Source organism: Pseudomonas sp. GM78 (assembly GCF_000282475.1).
Taxonomy (GTDB): domain Bacteria; phylum Pseudomonadota; class Gammaproteobacteria; order Pseudomonadales; family Pseudomonadaceae; genus Aquipseudomonas.
This window is the reverse complement of sequence record NZ_AKJF01000109.1, coordinates 17,503-36,804: the sequence shown is the minus strand read 5'-3', so window position 1 is coordinate 36,804 and position 19,302 is coordinate 17,503. Positions and strand designations below refer to the sequence as shown.

Here is a 19,302-nt window from a genome sequence, read left to right as displayed (position 1 = left end):
CAGACTCCAGCCAGGAGGGCCCGGAATGAGCAACATTGTGATCGCCGACGAACAGCCGCTGATTCGTCACGCCATACGCCAGGTACTGGAGGCACAAGGGCATTCGATTGTTGCCGAGCTGGATGACGGCGCGGATGCCTTACGACAAACATTGCGGCTTGAGCCGTCCTTGCTGATCCTCGACCTGGTGCTGCCACGCCTCGGCGGGCTGGAAGTGATTCAGCGCTTGCGCCAGCAAGGTAGCAAAGTGCCCGTCCTGGTGCTGACGGCGCAAAGCAGCGAACACTTCGCCGGGCTGACCTTGCAGGCCGGCGGCACCGGGTTCATCAGCAAACAGGATGACTTCGATGAGCTGGGCGAAGCGGTACGCACGCTGCTGCGCGGTCACAGTTATTTCCCCAGTCACTGGGTGGGCAGCGTCGCGCCGCAGATTGGTCTCAAGGCCGAAGCAGAGCAATTGCGCAGCCTGTCCGCCCGCGAGTTGACTGTGCTGCGCTACCTGGCCAATGGCCGTAGCAATAAGGAAATCGCCGATGAGCTGGCCCTCAGTGATCGCACGGTCAGTACCTATAAGACACGCCTTCAGCAAAAGCTGAATGTCGACTCCCTGGCCCAACTGTTGGAGATCGCGTGGCGACAAGGCCTGTTGGGGGGTATTGCAACGCAGTCAGAAACCGGCGGGCTGGATAACGCGCAATTTCATCACATGTTTGATGCCATGCCCTTCCCTGTTGCCCTACGCGATACCGAAGGCTACTTGCTGGCCTGCAATGGCCGGTTCCTGGAGTTCCATGACATCAGCCCGGAACAGGCCACGGGTATGCGCATTATCGACAGCGATATGCTGCCGCCGGAACAAGCACTCAAACTCCACACCCGTTACTTGCAGAACATAGCGCTGGAGCAACCTTACTGTTCTGATGAAATCCTGGACTACCAAGGCCGACGTATTGCCATTCGAACTTGGCAGGTACCTTTTCGTGACGACCAGGGAACCCTGATCGGCATGCTCTGCTCGACGGTAGATCTCTCCGAGCAGGACCAGCAAATCACCGCCCTGACCCAGGCCCGCGAGTCAGGCAAGGCAATCAGCCGCACCCGCACTCAGTTCCTACACGATACCGGTGAGCACCTGCTGACCATGATCCGATCGATTCAGAAGTCCGTACGCCCGCTGGCCGTTCAATGGCCTGATAACGAAAATGTGATCAAGGCTCAGGCCCAACTGCAGACACTGCACGAACAATTTGAGGTGTTGCTGGATCTGGTGCGCATCGAACGGGGAACCCTCGTGCTGATGCCCCGCGCCGCTGAGCTGGGTCGACAGACCGATCTCGAAATCGCCGACTTCAACAGCCGGTATCCGGGGTCAGTTCTTTTGACCCTGGCTCCATCGCCCGCCAGGTGTTGGGTTGACGCGTCCCGTTACCGGCAATTACTGCGGGCGCTGCTGGAATATTGCATTGACCTGGGACTACCGGAACTCACGGTAGTGTGTCGGATGACTGCATCCACCCAGGCCGAATTACTCTGGGAGTTGAGCGTGGAACCAGGCCCAACGTCGCGAGCCGAGGGACTCGCCGACGGTCTGGACCTGGATGCGATCAACCCGCGACGCGCGCTGTGCTCCCACCTTGCGGCACTCATGGGCGGTTCTCTGGAACTCGAACAGCCAGCGACTGAGCTCCCGCTCGCCCTCCTCTCCCTGCGGTTCACCCAGTCGGGTTGACGCGCAAGATATTCCTGTAGGGATTGCACTACAGAAGACACAGGAAGCTACGACAGACCCTAATACCCCTGAGGCGAAAACTCTGAGCAACACCATTCATCAGAGATTTCGCCATGACTACTTACACAAATACCACGCATGGTGCCCTTACCCACCTGCGTCGCAACAAGCTGGCTACTGCACTGAGCCTGATCCTGGCCGGCCTTTTCAACATCAATATCACCGAGGCGCAAACCGCAGATTGGGCGACGATCCCCGGCACCCCTGACACTCCACCCTTCTACCTTGCAATCGCCATGGAGGCGCTGCGCAACGCGCCTCAGGTTTTCCTGCTCGGTGCCACCGTGACCACGGCCGGCGGTGTTGGCATCGCCACTGACGGTGACCACAGCGACGAATCGGTCACGCTACGTGCCGCGAACGCCACCGGCGTGCAAGCGCTGTCAGGCATCGCAATCAACTTCGATCGCGGCAAGGTGGACAGTGGCTCCACCAGCACGGTCTCGGCCAACGGTCAGCGTGGTTTGCACGCCGCCGACGGTGGCCGTATCGAAGCGCGGAATGCCAACGTGATTCTGATTCCGAAGAACACGGCGAACGTACCGCTCAATGTCAGCAACATGACCGGCGTCATTGCCGAGAATGGCGGCCAAATCGACTTGACCAACGCTTCCATCAGCATGGGTGGCGCCTCAGGCAGCAACAACACCGGCCTGATCGCCCGCGGCGCCGGTAGTCGGATCGACTTCAAGGGCGGCGACGTCAGCACGGTTGCCAAGGGCTCCCGTGGCGCGGTGGCCCTGGACGGCGGCCAGGTGCAACTGAACAATGTTCAAGTCGCTACTACCGGGTCAGGCAGCCACGGGCTGCTGGCATTGGATGACGGCAGCCGCATCGATGGCAACGGCGTCAAAGTGGATATGACCGCAACCAACACCAGCGCGGTACGTGTCGAGTCCGGTGCGGCCGTCGCCCTGAAAAACAGCGAGCTGACCTATAGCAATCCAAACAACGTGAAGAGCCTCGGCATGGGTGTCGTGCATGCCGAGTCCGGCGGTTCCGTGTCAGTAGGCGGTGCACACAGCACGCTGGATGTCACCGGTGCCGGCATGTACGGCCTGTTCGCCAAAGGCGCCGGTTCGAACATCGACGTGGAAAACACCGATATCGTCATGCACGGACTGGCCGGCGGTACGGTCAACGGGCTCTCCCACGGTGTGGTGGTCAGTGGCGGTGCTGCAGCCAGCCTGTCCGACAGCCGTTTGACCATCAAGGAAGATGTCTGGAATGGCAGCAAGGGCGTGAACGTTAACGATGCCGGGGCCAGATTCACCCTGGACCAGTCGGAAATTGTTTCCGAGAAAGCCGGCGCGCACGGCATCCTGGCTCAATCCCAGGCTGAAGTGAACGTCACCAATAGCTCGATCACCGCACTCAAGGACAACACCCAAGGCGTGCGCATCAATGGCGTCGTTCAGGATGCTGGCCTGCCGCCAAGCACATTGAACGCCCGCAATATGCAAATCGAGACGTTCGGTAAAGGTGAGTCGGAAGGCCTGGTGCTCAGTACCGGCGCGCATGCTCGGCTGGAAGGCGGCTCGGTGACCACCCATGGCGACGCGGATCTGCTCGCGGGTACCCGCGCCATCGGGATCGCCTTGAAACCCAGCGGGGACGCCAGCAAACCCACTACGTTGTGGGCCGACGGTACCGCCGTCCACACCTTTGGTCGCATGGCCCATGGTGTCGGCGTGGATGACGGCAGTATGGCCTATCTGAACAATCTGTCGGTCACGACTGAAGGCCAATCGGCCCACGGTTTGTATTCGCTGGTCGAATGGCCAGGGGACCATATTGTCGCGGGTCTGTTTGCCGACAATGTCAATGTCCGCACCTTCGGCGCCAGCGCGGCCGGTGCCATGGTCAAGCAAGACAGCGTGGCGCACGGCGAACGCAAGGCGACCCTGACACTCAACAACGCTTCAGTTTCCACAAGCGGCAGCAATGCCCCAGGCCTGAATGCCGTCAACGGTGGTGTGCTGGCCGCTACCAACAGCGTGATCAACACCACCGGCGCCAGCGCTCATGGTGCGTACAGCCTGAGCAACGGTGAATTTACCGCAGGCGTTCCCAGTGTCATTGCCCTTGAAAATGTCAGCACGACCACCTCCGGCGCAAAAGCACACGCGGCAATGGCGGAAAACGATGCACGCATCGATGCCGACCGCGTCACCCTGAGCGCCTCGGGTGCAGGCTCGGCAGCCCTGGCGCTAAGCGGCAGCGATTTTTATACGCCGCAAGCCAGCGTCAACAACGGCATTCTGCGCAACATCGATGGCGGCACCATCAGCACTCGTGGACCCGCCTCCCTGCAATTGACTGACTCAAGCGTTGGCGGCAGCCGCCTGTGGCTCGACACGGCGGCCTCGCCGACCGCCGCCGGCAACGCGCACATCGACCTCTCCGGCTCGGTCGTGAGTGGCGCGGCCACCACGGCCGCGGGCAGTCAGTCCGATGTGACCCTGCGTGATATCAGCATATGGCAACTCACAGGGCCTTCGAACCTGAGCCACCTGCGCAACAACGCCAGCCTGATCGACTTCAGTGCACCCGTGGGCAACACCTTCAAACAACTGACCGTGAACAACTATCACGGCGAAAATGGCACCATTGCTCTGAACACTTATCTGTTCGATGACGGCTCGCCCTCGGATCGGCTGGTGGTGGACGGTGGCCAGGCCAGCGGCAGCACCAACCTGCAGATCAAGAACGCCGGCGGCGCCGGTGCATTGACCACAGGCAACGGCATCATGGTGGTCGATGCGGTCAACGGCGGTACCACCCAACCTGAAGCATTTCGTCTGCTCAGCCAGGTCAAGGCCGGCCCATACGAGTACACCCTGCACCGCGCCAGCCAGGACGACAGCAACGAACAGGCCTGGTATCTGCGCTCGACCAGGGACGTACCGACTGACCCGGTAAATCCGATCATACCGACCGATCCTGTAAATCCGATTACACCCACTGATCCTGAGGTGCCGGTCTCCCCTGCGCCGGTATTTCCACAGGCGCCCAACTACCGCGCCGAAACATCGCTGTACCAAGGCATCCCGGCCATGGCGCTGCACTACAGCCGGGCCATGGTCGACACGCTGCACGAACGGGTTGGCGAAGAACGCCGCCGGGCCACCGTCGACCCGTTGCTCTACGAAGACGAACGCACTGCCGGCCCATCGCTGGGTTGGGGTCGAGTGATCTACAGCAACGGCAAGGATTCCTCTGCCAGCTTCAACCACGACTACTCGGTGCGCGCCTTCCAGGTCGGTATCGACCTCTATCACAGCGAGGACGCCTTTGGTCGCACCAATCAGGCTGGCCTGTCCCTTGGCATCGGCAGCATCGACGGCAGCGTCGATCGTACGGATGGCAAGTTCGCCGGCTCTGATGGCCTGCGCGCCATCAGTCTGGGTGGCTACTGGACCCACTACACCCCGACGGGCAGCTACGTCGACAGCGTATTGCAGTTGCACCGGTTCAAAGCCGAGGCCAAACCCGGCGACGCGGACAAGCTGAAAACCCGTGGCCATGGCGTGACCGCTTCGGTGGAAGTCGGCCGGCCGTTCATCCTCGACGCCGACAAGGAGATGTACATCGAACCCCAGGCGCAAGTGGTCTACTCGAAGTCCAACATCAAGAATGCCCAAGACGGTGCTGCCGAGGTCCGTTTCAACGATGTCGACTCGCTGACTGGCCGCCTGGGCGTGCGGGTCGACAAGGACTGGTTCCGTGAAGACGACAAAGGCGAGCTGCAACGCATCAACGCCTGGGTGCGCCCAAGCGTCTGGCATGAGTTCAAGGGCCAGCCGAAAACCGAATTCTCCTCGGCCGCCGGATACGTACCCTTCACCAATGACATGCGCGGTACCTGGGGTGAACTCAACCTCGGTGTCGACTACCAGATCAACGACCGCACTTCCGTGACCGGGTCGGTGGGGTACCAGAAGGCTTTCGAAGGCGATAGCCGAAGCTACGAAGGCATCCTTGGCATCAAGGTCAAGTTCTGAACTGACGCGAGCCCCGATCCAGTATCGGGGCTCGTTTTTGTAGTTATTGCACTACAGCACTTTCGTGATTCCCCGATACCTCGCTGCCACCGCTGAGTGAGAACATGGTTCAAACATCAGGTAAAGGGGCGCATCTTCCTGAATTCTCAGGCCGTCACCGCCCCCTTCGCAGAGATAAACCATGAACCCTTTTGTTCGAGTGATCCGGCACAACCGCCGTCGCAGTTTCTGCGCAGCAAGCTCGACGAGAGCGAGCCGGCGTAGCGCCAGCGAGGCGCTTGCCCGAGCTGTGGAAGAGGAAGAGGAAAAGAACCTCGCCTGGGTGGTGCAGATGCACAACCAGACGGCTACAACCTATGGCGCGTTAACGAGGAAATGATCGATGGACGCCTTGCTTCAAAGTCAACAACTGCAACTGAAGCTCATCAGATCGGCTTCACTCAACAAAAACTGCGCATTCGATTTGATGGGTATCGTTCATCAACTGACGCTTGCGGAGGGTAAAAATGTGCTCGGGATCATTGAGGTGTTGTTGAACGAGGCCGAATCGTTGAGGAGGATTTCAAAGGACGTCGCTGCGCGTCCTGTCTACGCGATGTCGTGTTGAGTGTCACGGTGAACATCATGTACCGGGCGATGCTTCAGTTGCCCGGTACATTGATTTCCTTCCTTATGCGATCGATTGCCCATTACCGCCGATGTTGACTCGCTTGATAGCGAATACACCGGCTATCAACAGATCGCCGTCTTCCAGCAGCGCTGTGATGCCGCCCCAGGCGTTCCACTTGCGGCTGTCGTCGGGGAACGGCCAGCGCGCTTTGGTCTCGCCAGTGTCCCAATCGACGCCGAGGTATTCGTAGATACCATCCTTTTTGCTTGCCAGATAAATCATGCGATTGGCGGCGGCAATGACGGGCACCATCACGTCCGTGTTATCGACTTCCTGATTGATCCAGTTTTTCTCGAATGCTCGCGTCTGAGTGTTCCAGGTGAATTTTTGTATGCCCTGTGGCGCAGGCCGGGTGACACCGGCAGTGAAGGCGTTGCTCCAGATGTCGGGGACGGGTTGCGGATAGGCGCCGTTCTGCACCACGACCCCATAACCAAGTACCGAGAACGAGGGTTCAATCGTGACCTTGGAAATATCGGTCCTGATCTGGCCCGCGATACGGCGCGATTGGGTGCCGGGTTGCTGCTTGAAATCGGCCGGTATCTCATCGCGCCAGAAGGCTACGACCTGTGCGCCCTCGGGATCGGCATCAGAAATAACCACGAGCTTGTCCGGATCGTCACCAAACCCCATCAGCGAAGGCGTAGTGCCCGAACCACCGGATACCGTCAGGGCGCCCGCGGCTTTCGCCTTTTCCGGGCTCATGGTGTTGTAGGGCGACTGCCAGCCGCCGTCCGTTTCGTCGAACGAAAGCTTGGTACCGGTCCATACAACCTTGAGCATTCGCCTGGATGTGACGACATAGATGCCCTTTTCATCCGCGCAAATACTGTTCTCAATAGCCTCGCCGGGAATCGGCAGCAGGGCTTTGAACTCCAGCTCGCGGTCAAGCAGGAACACTGCACCGTGGGCGGCCACTATCACATCCCCCGCATAGCTCATGGTGATGCCGACGATGTAGGTCACGCTGGCTTTCAGCTCAGCAGGTACGTCTGCAGCCAGATCCTTGGATTTCACTATTCGCAGCTTGCCCCGTGGCTGGTTGTCGTCAGTGGATTTGACGATCGTCAACCCGCCGGACGGCGCGTAGTGGAAACCATCCTTGTCGATCATGTTGTAAGCGCCCCCGGCTATTTGCCGCCGGTTGAAGCCAATGTCCGACATCGGTCCGGACAGGGCCATGATGGCGGTATCGTCCTTCTCCCGGTAGGCCGCATCGGCTTTCTCAAGGGCGGCTTCGATGGCGGCGGGCGTGGCTTTCGCCACATAGTCCTCATGCCCCGGATAAGCAATGAAATCGATCAGTTCAAAGGCGTCGCCGGTCGCCAGGATCTTGCGAATACCGTCGACGCCCGATGCGATGATGATCCGCTGGCCACCGACGTTCTTGACAGTCGGATGGGAGGTGAAGACATTGGGAATTGTCTTCACGTCAGCCGCGGTTAGCTGCCGCCCCTTGGTCGGCCCAGCGTGCGGCACTGCCTCGGTTGCCCCAGGGTTGCTGTGTGAAATGGGAAACGCGCCTTTTGCCAGGAACGGGTTGAGCCCAGGCATGTGTGGGATCGCGGACTGCGCGAACACCCTTGCACCGGGGAGCAACGGTAGCGCGACCGCGGCCGCTAGAACGGTAAAGCTGCCCAGCAAAAATTCACGCCGTGTATTCATCGAACTCTCCTCTTGTTTTCATTGTTTTCCAGAAGTTCAGACCAACGCGCTCTGTTCAACCTTCGAGCCAGTCGTGTTCTTTACCGGACTAACCTTATGAAACCGGGTATCCGGCAACAGGAAATACGACATCGCCGGAATCAACACCAAGGCCCCCACCATGTTCAGCACGAACATGAAGGTCAGCAGAATGCCCATGTCAGCCTGGAACTTGATCGGCGACCAGGCCCAGGTCACAACCCCCGCAGCCAGGGTAAGGCCCACCAATGCCACCACCCTGCCGGTGAAATCCACCGAATGCCGATAGGCTTCGCGCAAGGTCGCACCCGCCCGTTGTTGCCCCAGCTGCACGCTGAGCAGATACAGCGCGTAGTCGACGCCAATGCCCACGCCCAATGCGATGACCGGAAGCGTGGCCACCTTCACGCCCATGCCGAGAATCACCATCAGCGCCTCGCACAGGATCGAGGTAATCACCAGCGGCACCACCGCCACGATCACCGCTCGCCAGCTGCGAAAGGCCACATAGCAAAGCACGATGACTGCGCCATAGACGAAAAACAGCATGCTGCGGTTGGCCTCCCGGACCACGATGTTGGTGGCCGCTTCAATGCCGGCGCTCCCGGCGGCCAACAGGAACTGACGGTCGTTGCTGTTGTGTGCCGCGGCAAATTCCTCGCTGGCCTTGACCACGCCATCCAGGGTCACCGCCTTGTGGTCGGTCAGATAAGCCACCACCGGGATCACCGAGCAGTCCTCGTTGAACAAATCAGGATTGTTCGCCGCTGCGGAGCGCGCGGCGTAGTTGAGCAGGTTCTGAACCGGCGAAATAGTCAGCCACTTGTTGTTGCCCTCAAAAGAACCCGCCGTGATGCGCCGGGCGGCATCGGCGAAGGAACTGGTGGTTTGAACGCCAGGGGTGTTCTGTAACATCCAGCTGAGTCGGTCGATATCGATCATGGTCGGGTATTTGAGGCAACCATCCGGGCCTGCCTTGACGATGATCGCGAACTGATCGCTGGACAGCGTGTAGTGATCGGTGATGTAGCCGTTATCGAGGTTGTAGCGCGAATCCCGGCGCAGCTCGGGTGCGCCGGGGTCGAGGTCGCCGATCTTCAAATGATGGCTGATGACGAAGCCGACCGTGGCCACGCCGAACCACAGCACGATGGTCACGATGGCCCAGCGGCGGGTGGTAAAACGCTCCAACAGCGCCCAGACCGTCGATTCGCGACCCTCGCGCCGCAATACGCGCCGCGCCGCAGCAGACCGCACGCCGAAGTAGGACAGCATGACCGGCAACAGGATCAGGTTGGTGAACACCAACACCGCGACACCGATACTGGCGGTGATCGCCAGGTCCTTGATCACCGGGATGTCAACGAAGATCAGAACGGCGAAACCCACGGCATCCGCGAGCAGCGCGGTCAAGCCGGCGAGAAAGAGTCGGCGGAAGGTATAGCGCGCGGCGACCAGTTTATGGGTGCCACGGCCTATGTCCTGCATGATGCCGTTCATCTTTTGTGCACCGTGGGATACGCCGATGGCAAAGATCAGAAACGGCACCAGAATCGAGTAGGGATCGAGTTCGTAACCCAGGGCCTGCACCAGGCCCAATTGCCAGAGCACGGCGATCAACGAACAGCTCAGCACCAGCACGGTGCTGCGCACGCAACGCGTATAGCCGTAGATGATCAGGGCAGCAATCAGCGCCGCAGCGGCAAAATAACTCATGACCTTGAGCACGCCATCGAGCAGCTCGCCCATGACTTTGGCGAAGCCGACAATGTGCAGGCGCACCGGCACCGTGCCGGTCTCCGCGCCCTGCTCGTATTTGGCCCGCAGGTTTTCCAGGTCGCGGGAGAACTGCCGGTAATCCAGCGACTGGCCAGTGCCCGGATCCCTATCTAATAATGGCAGGAAAATCATGCTCGACTTGAAATCGCCCGCCACCAGGTTGCCCTGCAGCTGCGCGCGGGCGATGTTCTGTCGCAGGCTGTCGATGCTGGCGGCCGAGCCATCGTAGTAGTCCGGCATCACCGGACCACCCGAATAGCCTTCCTCAGTGACTTCGTTCCACCGCACCGCCGGCATCCACAACGACTTGACCCAGGCGCGGTCGACGCCTGGGGTCAGGAACAGATCGTCATTGATTTTGCGCAGGGTCGCCAGATAATGCGGATCGAAAATATCGCCCTGTGGATTTTCGACCACGATGCGGATGGCGTTGCCCAGGCCCCGCAGCTCGCTGCGGTGCTCCAGATAGTTTTGAACGTAGGAATGACTTTGCGGGATGGTTTTTTCGAAGCTGGCATTGAGCACCAGCCGCGTTGCCGAATACGCCAGCACAAGGCTGATCACGGCGCAAAATACAATCACTGCCCAACGGTAGTTGAAGATCAACCGTTCGAGCCGGTTACCGGAATGGGTGTTGAAATCGTCGAGGCGTTGCACGACAGGCATGTCATCAAGGGTGTTCTTGCCAGTAACCACAGCAGTCTCCGTTTTTCTTGTTATCGGGCTACGCGTACGCCACGCATGCCGACCAGGCTAAGCCCGGCCGAGCCCATATCGGCCACGCCAAAAAAGGGCGCGGACCGCTCGACTTTCAGGCGTTTGAAGGACTGCGCCTGGTCATCACTGACCAGCACATCCCCTGCCAGGCTGACCAAGGCAATCGAACCGTCGGCGCGGACTGTGCCGCTGGCCAGGCTCGCCGCCAGGCCGGTATTAACCTTTTGCCAGGTCTGCCCCTTGTCGGTGCTGCGGTAGGCGTTGCCGCGCAGGCCGATCGCCAGGATCAGTTGCGGAGTACCAATCAGGTTGAAGTAACTGCCGTTGTAAGGCGTGGGTAGCGCTTCAAAGCGTTGTTTTTTACGATTCAATCGCAGCAGCAACCCTTGCTCACCCGCCACGAACAACGTGTCGCCCGCTGGGCGAATGGCGTACAGATGCAACCCCTGCGGGTTGTCCATGTGCGCCGACCACGGGCTCCAGTTTTGCCCGCCGTCCTCGGTGTAGAAAACAAGGTTGAACGCACCAATGACGAAACCATGCAGTGCATCTTCAAACCAGACGTCCAGCAGAGGGAAATCCGTACTGCCCTCGGTTGGCACCTGACCTGCTTCACGGTTTGAGTGTTGGTTCAACAGTGCGCCAATGCGCAGGCTGTCGAGCTGACGTAGCCAGGTACGGCCACCGTCCGTGCTGTGCAGCACTAAACCCTGATGCCCCACCGCCCAGCCTTGCAGGGCGTTCACGAAATAAACAGAAGTCAGGTCCACACTGCTGGGAGATTCGGCTTGCGCCCAGGACGTACCTTGATCGTCGCTGTACAGAATCACCCCGCGCAACCCGACCGCCACCAGTCGATCACCGGCCCTGGCCACCGCATTGAGTGGCGCCGACGTGGCCAGAACGCTATGCATCGCGGGCGTATCCAACGGGTCCTGGAATACCGGTTCGGCAAGCGCAGGCAAACAACTGAGTGCAGCCAGAGCCATCACAGGCCGAAGCCATTGTTGGAACATGGCGAAAATCCTCGTTCGGAAAAATCGGCAGACCGCGCGCCACCTGGGGGTTGCGCGCGGTCCAGCAGTCAGTTGACTTAGCGAATGCCGCTGCCGGCCATGGAGTCAGGCGACCAGTAGTTGTCAGGCTGGTGTTCGGAAGCGATACGCAAACCAGGCGTGCCCGGCCAGAGGTGGATGTAGTAGTTGCCGCCGATCAAGTCATAGTGCCCGACGGTGAAACTGGAAAACGTCGAGGCATCGTAGCTCTGGGTCGGATAGTTGAAACCCACACGCCACAGGCTGTCGCGGGCATCGTATTGGTCCACTGCCAACGGTGCCCAACTGTCTTCGTCGAGATAGAACTCACGCTTTTTATAGATGTGTCGTGCACCCGGCTTGAGTGTCGCCTCGACCACCCAGACCCGGTGCAACTCCCAGCGCACATAGTCAGGATTGATATGGTTGGGCGTGAATATCGCCTGCGGGTTGTCGGCATACACCAGGCGGTAATCGTTATAAGGCACGTACACTTCCTTCTTGCCCACCAGCTTGAAGTCGAAGCGATCCTGCTTGCCGTTGAACAGGCCGACATCGTCCATGGTCGACATGCCCGACGTGGAGGTGTTGGGTGTGTCGTAGGCAAGGTCCGGAGCCAGCTTCACTCTGCGCTGCCCGGGCAGGTACTGAAAGGCGCGGCGGTCGGTTTTGGTGTACATGGCCGGTTCGAGCACCATGGCGACCTCCCCTGCACGGCGAGCCGGCCCGGTGTAATCCAGCCGGGTACGCTGCAGGAAACTGCTGTCAACCTTGGCCGGGTTGTAATACTCCGACTCGACCAGGAACCGCCCTTGGGTGGACATGCTCATCTGGCCTGAGGAATTGACGTTGAAGGCCTTGAAATTGCGGAAGTCCATCGTGTCGCCGTTGTATCGCATCAACAGGTTCCACATGGCTTCGTTGCCGTTTTGTGGAATCGGGAACGGGATACTCGCGTGGACTCCGGCCACCGACGTTCCGTCAGCCTCCAGCGTCGCCTTCCCCGCGTTCTTGATCGTGTTGTCCAGCACCCACTGAGGTGACGTTGCGGTGCGGTGAGTCGGGTAGATATCGATTCTGAAGCTCGGGTAGCGCTTGATCAGGGCCACCGTGCCTGCCGTGAGCTTGTCGGCGTACTGGCTGACGTTCTTCTGATCGATCGAAAACAGCGGCTTTTCGTTGGCGAAGGGGTCCGGGCGAACGAAGCTGTTTTTGTCGAAGCCCGCAGGCGCGCTGGTCAGGCCGCCGGTGTATGCCGGGATGCTGCCATCCGCATTTCCACTTTGTTGCGCGCCCACGGCGGTCAGGCTCTTGCCCAGCTGGCTGTAGTCGGGCGCCGCCAGGGCGACACTACCGACCAGCGACAGCAGGCTGGCAACGAGCACTTTATGTGATGTGTTCATGTCATTGATCTCGCTTCAAATGGTGGTCTTGAAGGTGAAAGTGATGAGCCCGCGGTCCTTGAGGATCGCCGAAGTGCCATTGGCCACGGACACCACGTTGTTGGCGTCCTTGTCGACGTCGCCGAAGAAGTCGACGTATTTCAGATCGAACCGGTACTGTGAGAGGTAGTCCAGGCCCAGGCCCACCGAATAGCTGCCGGTGCCTTCGTTGCCGCCCAAAGTCACCACCGAGTTGCCACGCAGTCCCTGGGAATAGCTCAGTGGCAGCGAAAGGTCGCCGCCGGGGAACACCTGGTACCAGGTCGGCGTGAAGTTCAGTCCCATGGCGATGGCGTTTTTGTCTGGCTTGTCGACGGCGTGGTAGGCGTCGTTGCCTTTGAACAGGTCCTTGTGCTCGGTGACCGACGTCCAGGTGTTCCAGGTCAGTTCGCCGGCGTAGGAAGCGGAGTCGAACAACGGCGTGTTCGACAAGGTGCCGACGGCGTTGACCAGGCCGTGCACGGTATTGCCCCGCGCACCTGGCGTATCGTCAGGCAAGGCCCCGCCCGGCAGTGCCGCTACGCCGCTGACCAACGGCATGTTCTTGCGATAGTTGAGATCGGCACCGATGCTCAGGCCACCCACCACGGTGGACAGGCTCAGGCCATACATATCGATATCGTCGCCATACGCCAGGCCGAACCGGCGGGTGGAGGCCTGCTGATAAACCTGGGGCAATTTGTCGGTGAAACTTCGGTAGTAGAAACCCAGGGTGCCGTCCAGCCACGTGGGGCGCCAGCGTGCGGCCAGGCCGTAGTCGCCATGCTCTTCCTTGATGATGTCCGGTCCACGAAGCAGCCGCACACCCGGCACACCTGTCCGGGCGACCAGGCTTTCGGCGCCTTCGTTGACGATGTCCTGACCACCGAAATAAGTACCGGCCTCCGGGATTTGCATGCGTTCCCAGTCAAAAAAGTACTGTGCGGCCAGCGAGAATTCCGGAGTCAACTGCGCCTGCATCGAAATCTGCGGTTGCGGGCGATACAACTCCTTGGCCTCGATACCCGGTGATGCTTGCGCCTTGCCCAGGTCCAGCGAGTTCTGGCTATAGGACACGCCATGGATCGCCCCGCCTGTCAGCAGTGCTTCACCCCAGGCCAGGGAATGTTGACCCAGCTTGCCGTTGAGCTGCACGTCGCTGACATCGAACTGGCCGAACACGAAGGCGTCGAGGATTTCTCCCGACGGACCGTGGTAGTAACGATCTGCGTAGCGACTCAGGCCCAGCGCCGGCTGGCCGTTGGACGTCATGTGGTTGGAGGTCGCCAGGCTATCGTTGTCCAGGTTCTCGTAGGCTTGGTCATACCATGCTGCAGCGCTGACGCGCGCACCGTAGCGCTGATTGAAGACGATATCCGCTTCGCTCAACAGGTCCAGGCGATTGCTGACCAGACCTTTGTCAAAATTGCGATCACCGTCATCGAAATTCGGGTTGCCAATGATGGTGTCGTCCTGGGATTCCACCCGATAACCGAGGTTGTAGCGGATGGTGTTATCCCAACGCACTTGTATATCCGGGTTGCCGGTATCGATGGAAATCGCACTGGCGTTCTGCAGCATGCCCGAGGAAATGGCGGTGACAGCGATACCGAGGACAGCCTTCTGGAATTGGCCTTCTCGTACCCAAAGGTGAGCAGACTTCATTACCCCTCCATGTTGTGCAGTGCACTTTCTTATTCGTTGTGTGGAATGGCCTTGCCAAGGGGACAATCCCCTTGAACCCAGCCTAAGGGCTTGGGGCAGCGCTGAAACCACCCACTAGCGGCAGGTGGGGCCCAGCCAGAAATGGGTGGTGTGACACCCAACCCATGCAAAACCGGCAGGCAGCACAAAGCGTCCTGCCGCTACGGGAGCCGGCTGAACGACACGAGTTTTTGAATTGAGCGCAATGATGATGGAAGCTGGCTGGCAAGGATGGCCGCATGTCTGGCACACCATCGTCCAAATCTCCAGCAAGCCGGCTCCTACAGATCAGAAACCGGTATTACGAGGCAGGTTTCAATGGACCCAATGACTTACGATCGAGCGAACATCCACGCTGGCTCTGTCGGACGCCAGCGGACGCAACTGCAAGGGGCTCGTTTGGCGTCGCTCGCCTTCACCGCCATGCACCCACGCGGCATGCCGTTCGACCCGCTCCACCGCACCCTGGGCCAGAAACCTGGCCATGCTCGATTCCATTTCGCAGTCTTGCCCCTCCTGGGCCAGGACCAGTCCGTGATGACACATCAAACGGGCTGACTCCAACTGGGTGATCATTTCAGCCAGATGCAGGCTGATCAATTGTTCACCGGCGGTGGGTTTGGCCGCCGTTACCGGGTTTGCCTGTCCAGCCAGTGCGGCGTCCAGAATGGCCTGCCCTTGGGCGACCCGGGCAATGCCCTCGTGGAGCCTGAGAAAGTCGAGCAACCTGCGGGACAACTGCGAACCGGCCCCGGCCTCCCCGAGACGGAAATCCTCGGACAGATGGGTACCGGTCACCTGAACCCGCGCGTTGACCACATCGTTATCCCGGGAAACATGGCGGGTTTCATAACGATCACGGCGCCTGTCCAGCAAGACAAAGCAGGATTCGTGCTTGTCCAGCGCGACGGCGCTGAACAGGAAGTCAGCCCATTGGCCATTGGTCACTGCTTCGATATTGCCGTTGAGCAGCAGATGCCCGCCCTTGCGTTGTGCTTGCAGAGTCTTGCCATGCCCGCTGTCGGACAGGATAGAGCCGAGGCCGGCGATGCTGCGACCTGCAAGCAGATCTGGCAAATACTGACCGCACAGCGCCGGCTGACTCAGCAACAGCTCCACCGCAACCATGTTCACCAGGACCACGGTAGCCAGTTCGACACTACCTTTGACCAGTTCCTCGAACAACCTGGCCTGAATCACCCAGTCCATTCCCGAGCCGCCGAGCGCCTTGGGCACGGCCAGCCCCGGCAGTCCGAATTCGGCGACCGCCTGGGTCAGCTCCAGAACCTGCTCGCGCGAAGGCGTGCCAAAACGAAGCAGTGATTCGTTCGGCTTGACGTCCTGCTGAACAAAAGTGCGCATGCTGTCGATTGACAGTCGCTGAATGTCGGTGAGTTGTGGGATCTTCAACTTGGGCTCTTGAGCATCGATGAAAGCTCAAAAGTAACCGATATAACAGCTAAAAAAACCCGCCCGTAATGGGGTGGGAAAGGTGGGGGGCAGTGCCCCATACTTGCCGATAACAAGAACAAATGAATACTTGAATAGATGAAGTCGACTTCTCTGCTGGTTACTACAAAGTTCGCCCCGCCGCGGCTCTCCGCCCAAAACGTGGTGCGCGAAGACCTTGGCACACATCGTCACCAGAGCCTTAACAGCAAGGTTTCGATCATTTGCGGCAGTGCCGGATTCGGCAAAACCACCTTGCTGGCGCAGTGGCGCCTGGATTTGATCAAGAAAGGCGCGATTGTCTGCTGGTTGTCTCTGACGCCCGACGACGGTGCCTTCACGCTGTTTTCCGCCAGCCTGGTCGGCGCCCTCCAGCAGGTAGGGCTGCCGCTCGAGGACGATCTGTTGCTGTTGGGCGACAGCGGTGGCAGCGAGGGCCTGCTGGCCATCGGCTCGGCACTGATAAACTCCCTGGCCAGGTTAAACACCGAGCTGTACCTGATCATCGACGACTTTCATCATGTCGCTGATCCGCGTATCAACCAGCTCATGCAAACACTGATCGACAGTGCGCCGACCCACCTGCATTTCATCATTGCTTCGCGGGTTGCTCCTGCCCTGCTGCTCGGCCGGCTGAGGGCCATGGGGCAATTGTGTGAAATCGGCGGCAACGAACTGTCATTCAACTTCAGGGAGTCCTTGGCCTTTCTCAAGACACACCTCGATGCAGAAATCGACCTCGACGCCGCCCATGCCATCCATGCCCAGACCGATGGCTGGCCGATCGGCTTGCAGCTGGTATCGATCTCGCTCAAGTCCGCACCGCGCAAACGCACGGGATTGAGTGCACTGGCACCCAACAGCGCCGACCTGAGCGCCTATCTGTCAGAGGACGTCATCGCCAACTTGCCCGAAGGCCTGATCGACTTCCTGCAAAAGGTCTCCATCCTGCGGCGCTTTAATGCCGAGTTGGCCGCCCATCTGACCGAGTGCCCTGACGCGGCGCAGCTGATTTCAACGATTGAGTCGCTGAACCTGTTCTTGCTCCCCGTAGACATGGAGGATCGATACCAGTGGTACCGCCTGCACCCCATGTTCGCAGAGTTCCTCAACCAGCAACTCCTGCAAAGTGGCACCGATGTGCGCAAGCTTCATCATCGTGCGGCGCAGTGGTTCGGTGATCAGGAGCTGGTCATGGAGGCTCTGCGCCATGCCCTGCTCAGCGAGGATTTCGACGCCGTCGTGCAGTTGTTGGAGCATTCTCTGCATCCGTTGAGCAATATCAGCCACCTCGGCACATTCCTGCGCTGGATCGAAAAGGTTCCGCAGGATTTGCTCATGCGCCACCCGCGCCTGGTGATGTTCGGTGTCTGGGGTTATGCATTGACCGCTCGTATCGATCAAAGTGTGCGCTGGCTCGAACTGCTCGAAGCATCGTGCGGGGAACGGTACGCCGCGCAGATTTGTCTGGTGAAGGGCATGATCGCCGGTCAGCAGGACGATTCCGAGCGCAGCCTGCAAGCTATTGCGCCCATCATGGATTCGCCCTTGCGCAATCCGCTGCTGGAACACTTTCGCCTGGGCCTAATCATCGGTAACCAGGCCATGGTCGGCAACTATGCCCTGGCCCGCGCCACCTACAGGTCGATCAATTTCACCGGCACTGAAGAACCGCTGTGGATCGCCCGCAGTTCCATGGCCGTCGCCACGTTGCTCGAAGGCAATGTGCTGGAAACCGAGCGCTACGCGGCGCCCCTCCTCGCCCAAGCTGAAGTCGCCTATGGCCGACGCTCGATCAGTGCCTGCACCTGTGCCGCGCTCATGGCAGAAGTTCGATATGAGCAAGATCGCATTGATGATGCCCGTGAAACATTGGCCAACCGACTGGACGTCCTGAGCTTTTCCGTACCGGCATGCACTTACAGCGCCGCCGTGATCTACGCCCGCTTGCAGTTGCTGCAGGAAACACCCCGCGCCGCCATGGACTATCTGGGCAAGCGCGCCGAACACTTCCGCACACGCAAACTCGATCGTGGCATTGCCTTGATGTTGGCGGAGCAGATTCGCATCGAACTGATGAACGACGATTGGCAACGGGGTGACTGGCGCCATGGGCAAATGCTGCAAGCGGAGCTCGATGAGCTCGCTGATCAGCACTCGGGAGAAAAGGCTCGCGATCGAGAGATATGTGCCATCGCGGCAATGTCTCGTGCAAGGATGACACGCGCCAGCCACCTGCCCGAGCAGGCGCTTGAGGCGCTCGATGAGGTATTCAGCGTTGGGCAATTGCTGGGACGCGGTCAACTGCTGGTCAAGGCCCACCTGCTCAAGGCATTGGTGCTGATTGATCTTGACGATGAAGCGCAAGCGCAGTCCTGCCTTAAGGAAGCACTGACGCTGGGCTACCGTCTCGGTCTGGTGCGCACGTTCCTGGACGAAGGTGAGGTGCTGTGCCTGGCGCTGGCGAAGCTCGAAACATTCGAAAGCAAAGCCATCGAAGCCTATCAGAAGCAGCTTTGTGCTCAGGTGCAGGAAACGGAGTTTACATCTGCGGATTGTGAGGGTCCGGGTGCGCCAGGTACCATTGTCGCCGATGGGGTCGCGTTGACCAAACGAGAAGAAGACATCCTCGCCTTGCTTGAGCAATCGATGCCCAACAAACGCATCGCCCGAACGCTCAATATCAGCGATCAGACGGTCAAGTGGAACCTGCGCAATATCTTCATGAAGTTCGGCGTATCCAGCCGGTACGAAGCGATCATCATCGCCCGCAAGCGCTCTAACAAACCCGAAACCTCATAACGCAGGAAATACCTTGTGGGAGCTGGCCTGCCAGCGATGGCGTCAGCACATTCAACATCATCGGTGACTGACACACCGCTTTCGCCAGCAGGCTGGCTCCCACAGTGAATTTGTGCCAAACACAAAAATCGCGGCCAAACCCAAACCTGTGGGAGCGAGCTTGCCCGCGATGGCGTCGGCAGATTCAGCATCATCGGTGACTGACACATTGCTTTCGCGGGCAAGCCCGCTCCCACAGTGGAAAGGCAAG

The 19,302-nt window shown here is 59.6% G+C and carries 10 protein-coding genes; 4 read left to right on the top strand and 6 right to left on the bottom strand.

Annotated elements, in window-relative coordinates; genetic code table 11:
• Positions 1-25 precede the first annotated feature (25 nt).
• The 3 genes from PMI35_RS33340 to PMI35_RS13385 all read left to right on the top strand — a co-directional run bounded on the left by PMI35_RS33340 (position 26) and on the right by PMI35_RS13385 (position 6,400).
• Positions 26-1,729: a response regulator gene (locus PMI35_RS33340; RefSeq protein ID WP_008060950.1), complete on the top strand. Its 1,704-nt coding sequence runs from the start codon at positions 26-28 to the stop codon at positions 1,727-1,729.
• Between the two features lie 113 nt (positions 1,730-1,842).
• On the top strand, positions 1,843-5,793 hold the full coding sequence (locus tag PMI35_RS13380; RefSeq protein WP_008060948.1) for an autotransporter outer membrane beta-barrel domain-containing protein: 3,951 nt from the start codon (positions 1,843-1,845) through the stop codon (positions 5,791-5,793).
• Between the two features lie 382 nt (positions 5,794-6,175).
• Positions 6,176-6,400, top strand: coding sequence for a hypothetical protein (locus PMI35_RS13385; RefSeq protein WP_008060946.1), 225 nt, complete (start codon positions 6,176-6,178; stop codon positions 6,398-6,400).
• Positions 6,401-6,463: 63 nt separating this feature from the next.
• Here PMI35_RS13385 and PMI35_RS13390 read toward each other — a convergent pair whose 3' ends face one another.
• The 6 genes from PMI35_RS13390 to PMI35_RS13415 form a co-directional block, all read right to left on the bottom strand.
• A complete protein-coding gene (locus PMI35_RS13390; RefSeq protein ID WP_008060944.1) occupies positions 6,464-8,128 on the bottom strand; it encodes a hypothetical protein in 1,665 nt (554 codons plus the stop codon).
• Positions 8,129-8,164: 36 nt separating this feature from the next.
• Positions 8,165-10,591 (bottom strand): efflux RND transporter permease subunit, encoded by a 2,427-nt coding sequence (locus PMI35_RS13395; RefSeq protein WP_032831709.1) that lies wholly within the window; start codon positions 10,589-10,591, stop codon positions 8,165-8,167.
• A 50-nt stretch (positions 10,592-10,641) separates the two neighbouring features.
• A complete protein-coding gene (locus tag PMI35_RS13400; RefSeq protein WP_008060939.1) occupies positions 10,642-11,658 on the bottom strand; it encodes a WD40/YVTN/BNR-like repeat-containing protein in 1,017 nt (338 codons plus the stop codon).
• 77 nt (positions 11,659-11,735) lie between these two features.
• On the bottom strand, positions 11,736-13,079 hold the full coding sequence (locus PMI35_RS13405) for a DUF1329 domain-containing protein (RefSeq protein ID WP_008060937.1): 1,344 nt from the start codon (positions 13,077-13,079) through the stop codon (positions 11,736-11,738).
• Between the two features lie 15 nt (positions 13,080-13,094).
• Positions 13,095-14,762 (bottom strand): DUF1302 domain-containing protein, encoded by a 1,668-nt coding sequence (locus tag PMI35_RS13410; protein ID WP_008060935.1) that lies wholly within the window; start codon positions 14,760-14,762, stop codon positions 13,095-13,097.
• Between the two features lie 354 nt (positions 14,763-15,116).
• A complete protein-coding gene (locus tag PMI35_RS13415; RefSeq protein ID WP_008060934.1) occupies positions 15,117-16,211 on the bottom strand; it encodes an acyl-CoA dehydrogenase family protein in 1,095 nt (364 codons plus the stop codon).
• A gap of 138 nt (positions 16,212-16,349) precedes the next feature.
• On the opposite strand from PMI35_RS13415, the gene PMI35_RS13420 reads away from it, so the two are divergent.
• On the top strand, positions 16,350-19,052 hold the full coding sequence (locus tag PMI35_RS13420; protein WP_008060932.1) for a LuxR C-terminal-related transcriptional regulator: 2,703 nt from the start codon (positions 16,350-16,352) through the stop codon (positions 19,050-19,052).
• Positions 19,053-19,302 lie beyond the last annotated feature (250 nt).

Coding starts and splice junctions, on each gene's coding strand:
- PMI35_RS13405 (WP_008060937.1), bottom strand. CDS start 13,079: ATGAACACATCACATAAAGTGCTCGTTGCCAGCCTGCTGTCGCTGGTC.
- PMI35_RS33340 (WP_008060950.1), top strand. CDS start 26: ATGAGCAACATTGTGATCGCCGACGAACAGCCGCTGATTCGTCACGCC.
- PMI35_RS13390 (WP_008060944.1), bottom strand. CDS start 8,128: ATGAATACACGGCGTGAATTTTTGCTGGGCAGCTTTACCGTTCTAGCG.
- PMI35_RS13400 (WP_008060939.1), bottom strand. CDS start 11,658: ATGTTCCAACAATGGCTTCGGCCTGTGATGGCTCTGGCTGCACTCAGT.
- PMI35_RS13385 (WP_008060946.1), top strand. CDS start 6,176: ATGGACGCCTTGCTTCAAAGTCAACAACTGCAACTGAAGCTCATCAGA.
- PMI35_RS13410 (WP_008060935.1), bottom strand. CDS start 14,762: ATGAAGTCTGCTCACCTTTGGGTACGAGAAGGCCAATTCCAGAAGGCT.
- PMI35_RS13380 (WP_008060948.1), top strand. CDS start 1,843: ATGACTACTTACACAAATACCACGCATGGTGCCCTTACCCACCTGCGT.
- PMI35_RS13420 (WP_008060932.1), top strand. CDS start 16,350: ATGAAGTCGACTTCTCTGCTGGTTACTACAAAGTTCGCCCCGCCGCGG.
- PMI35_RS13395 (WP_032831709.1), bottom strand. CDS start 10,591: ATGCCTGTCGTGCAACGCCTCGACGATTTCAACACCCATTCCGGTAAC.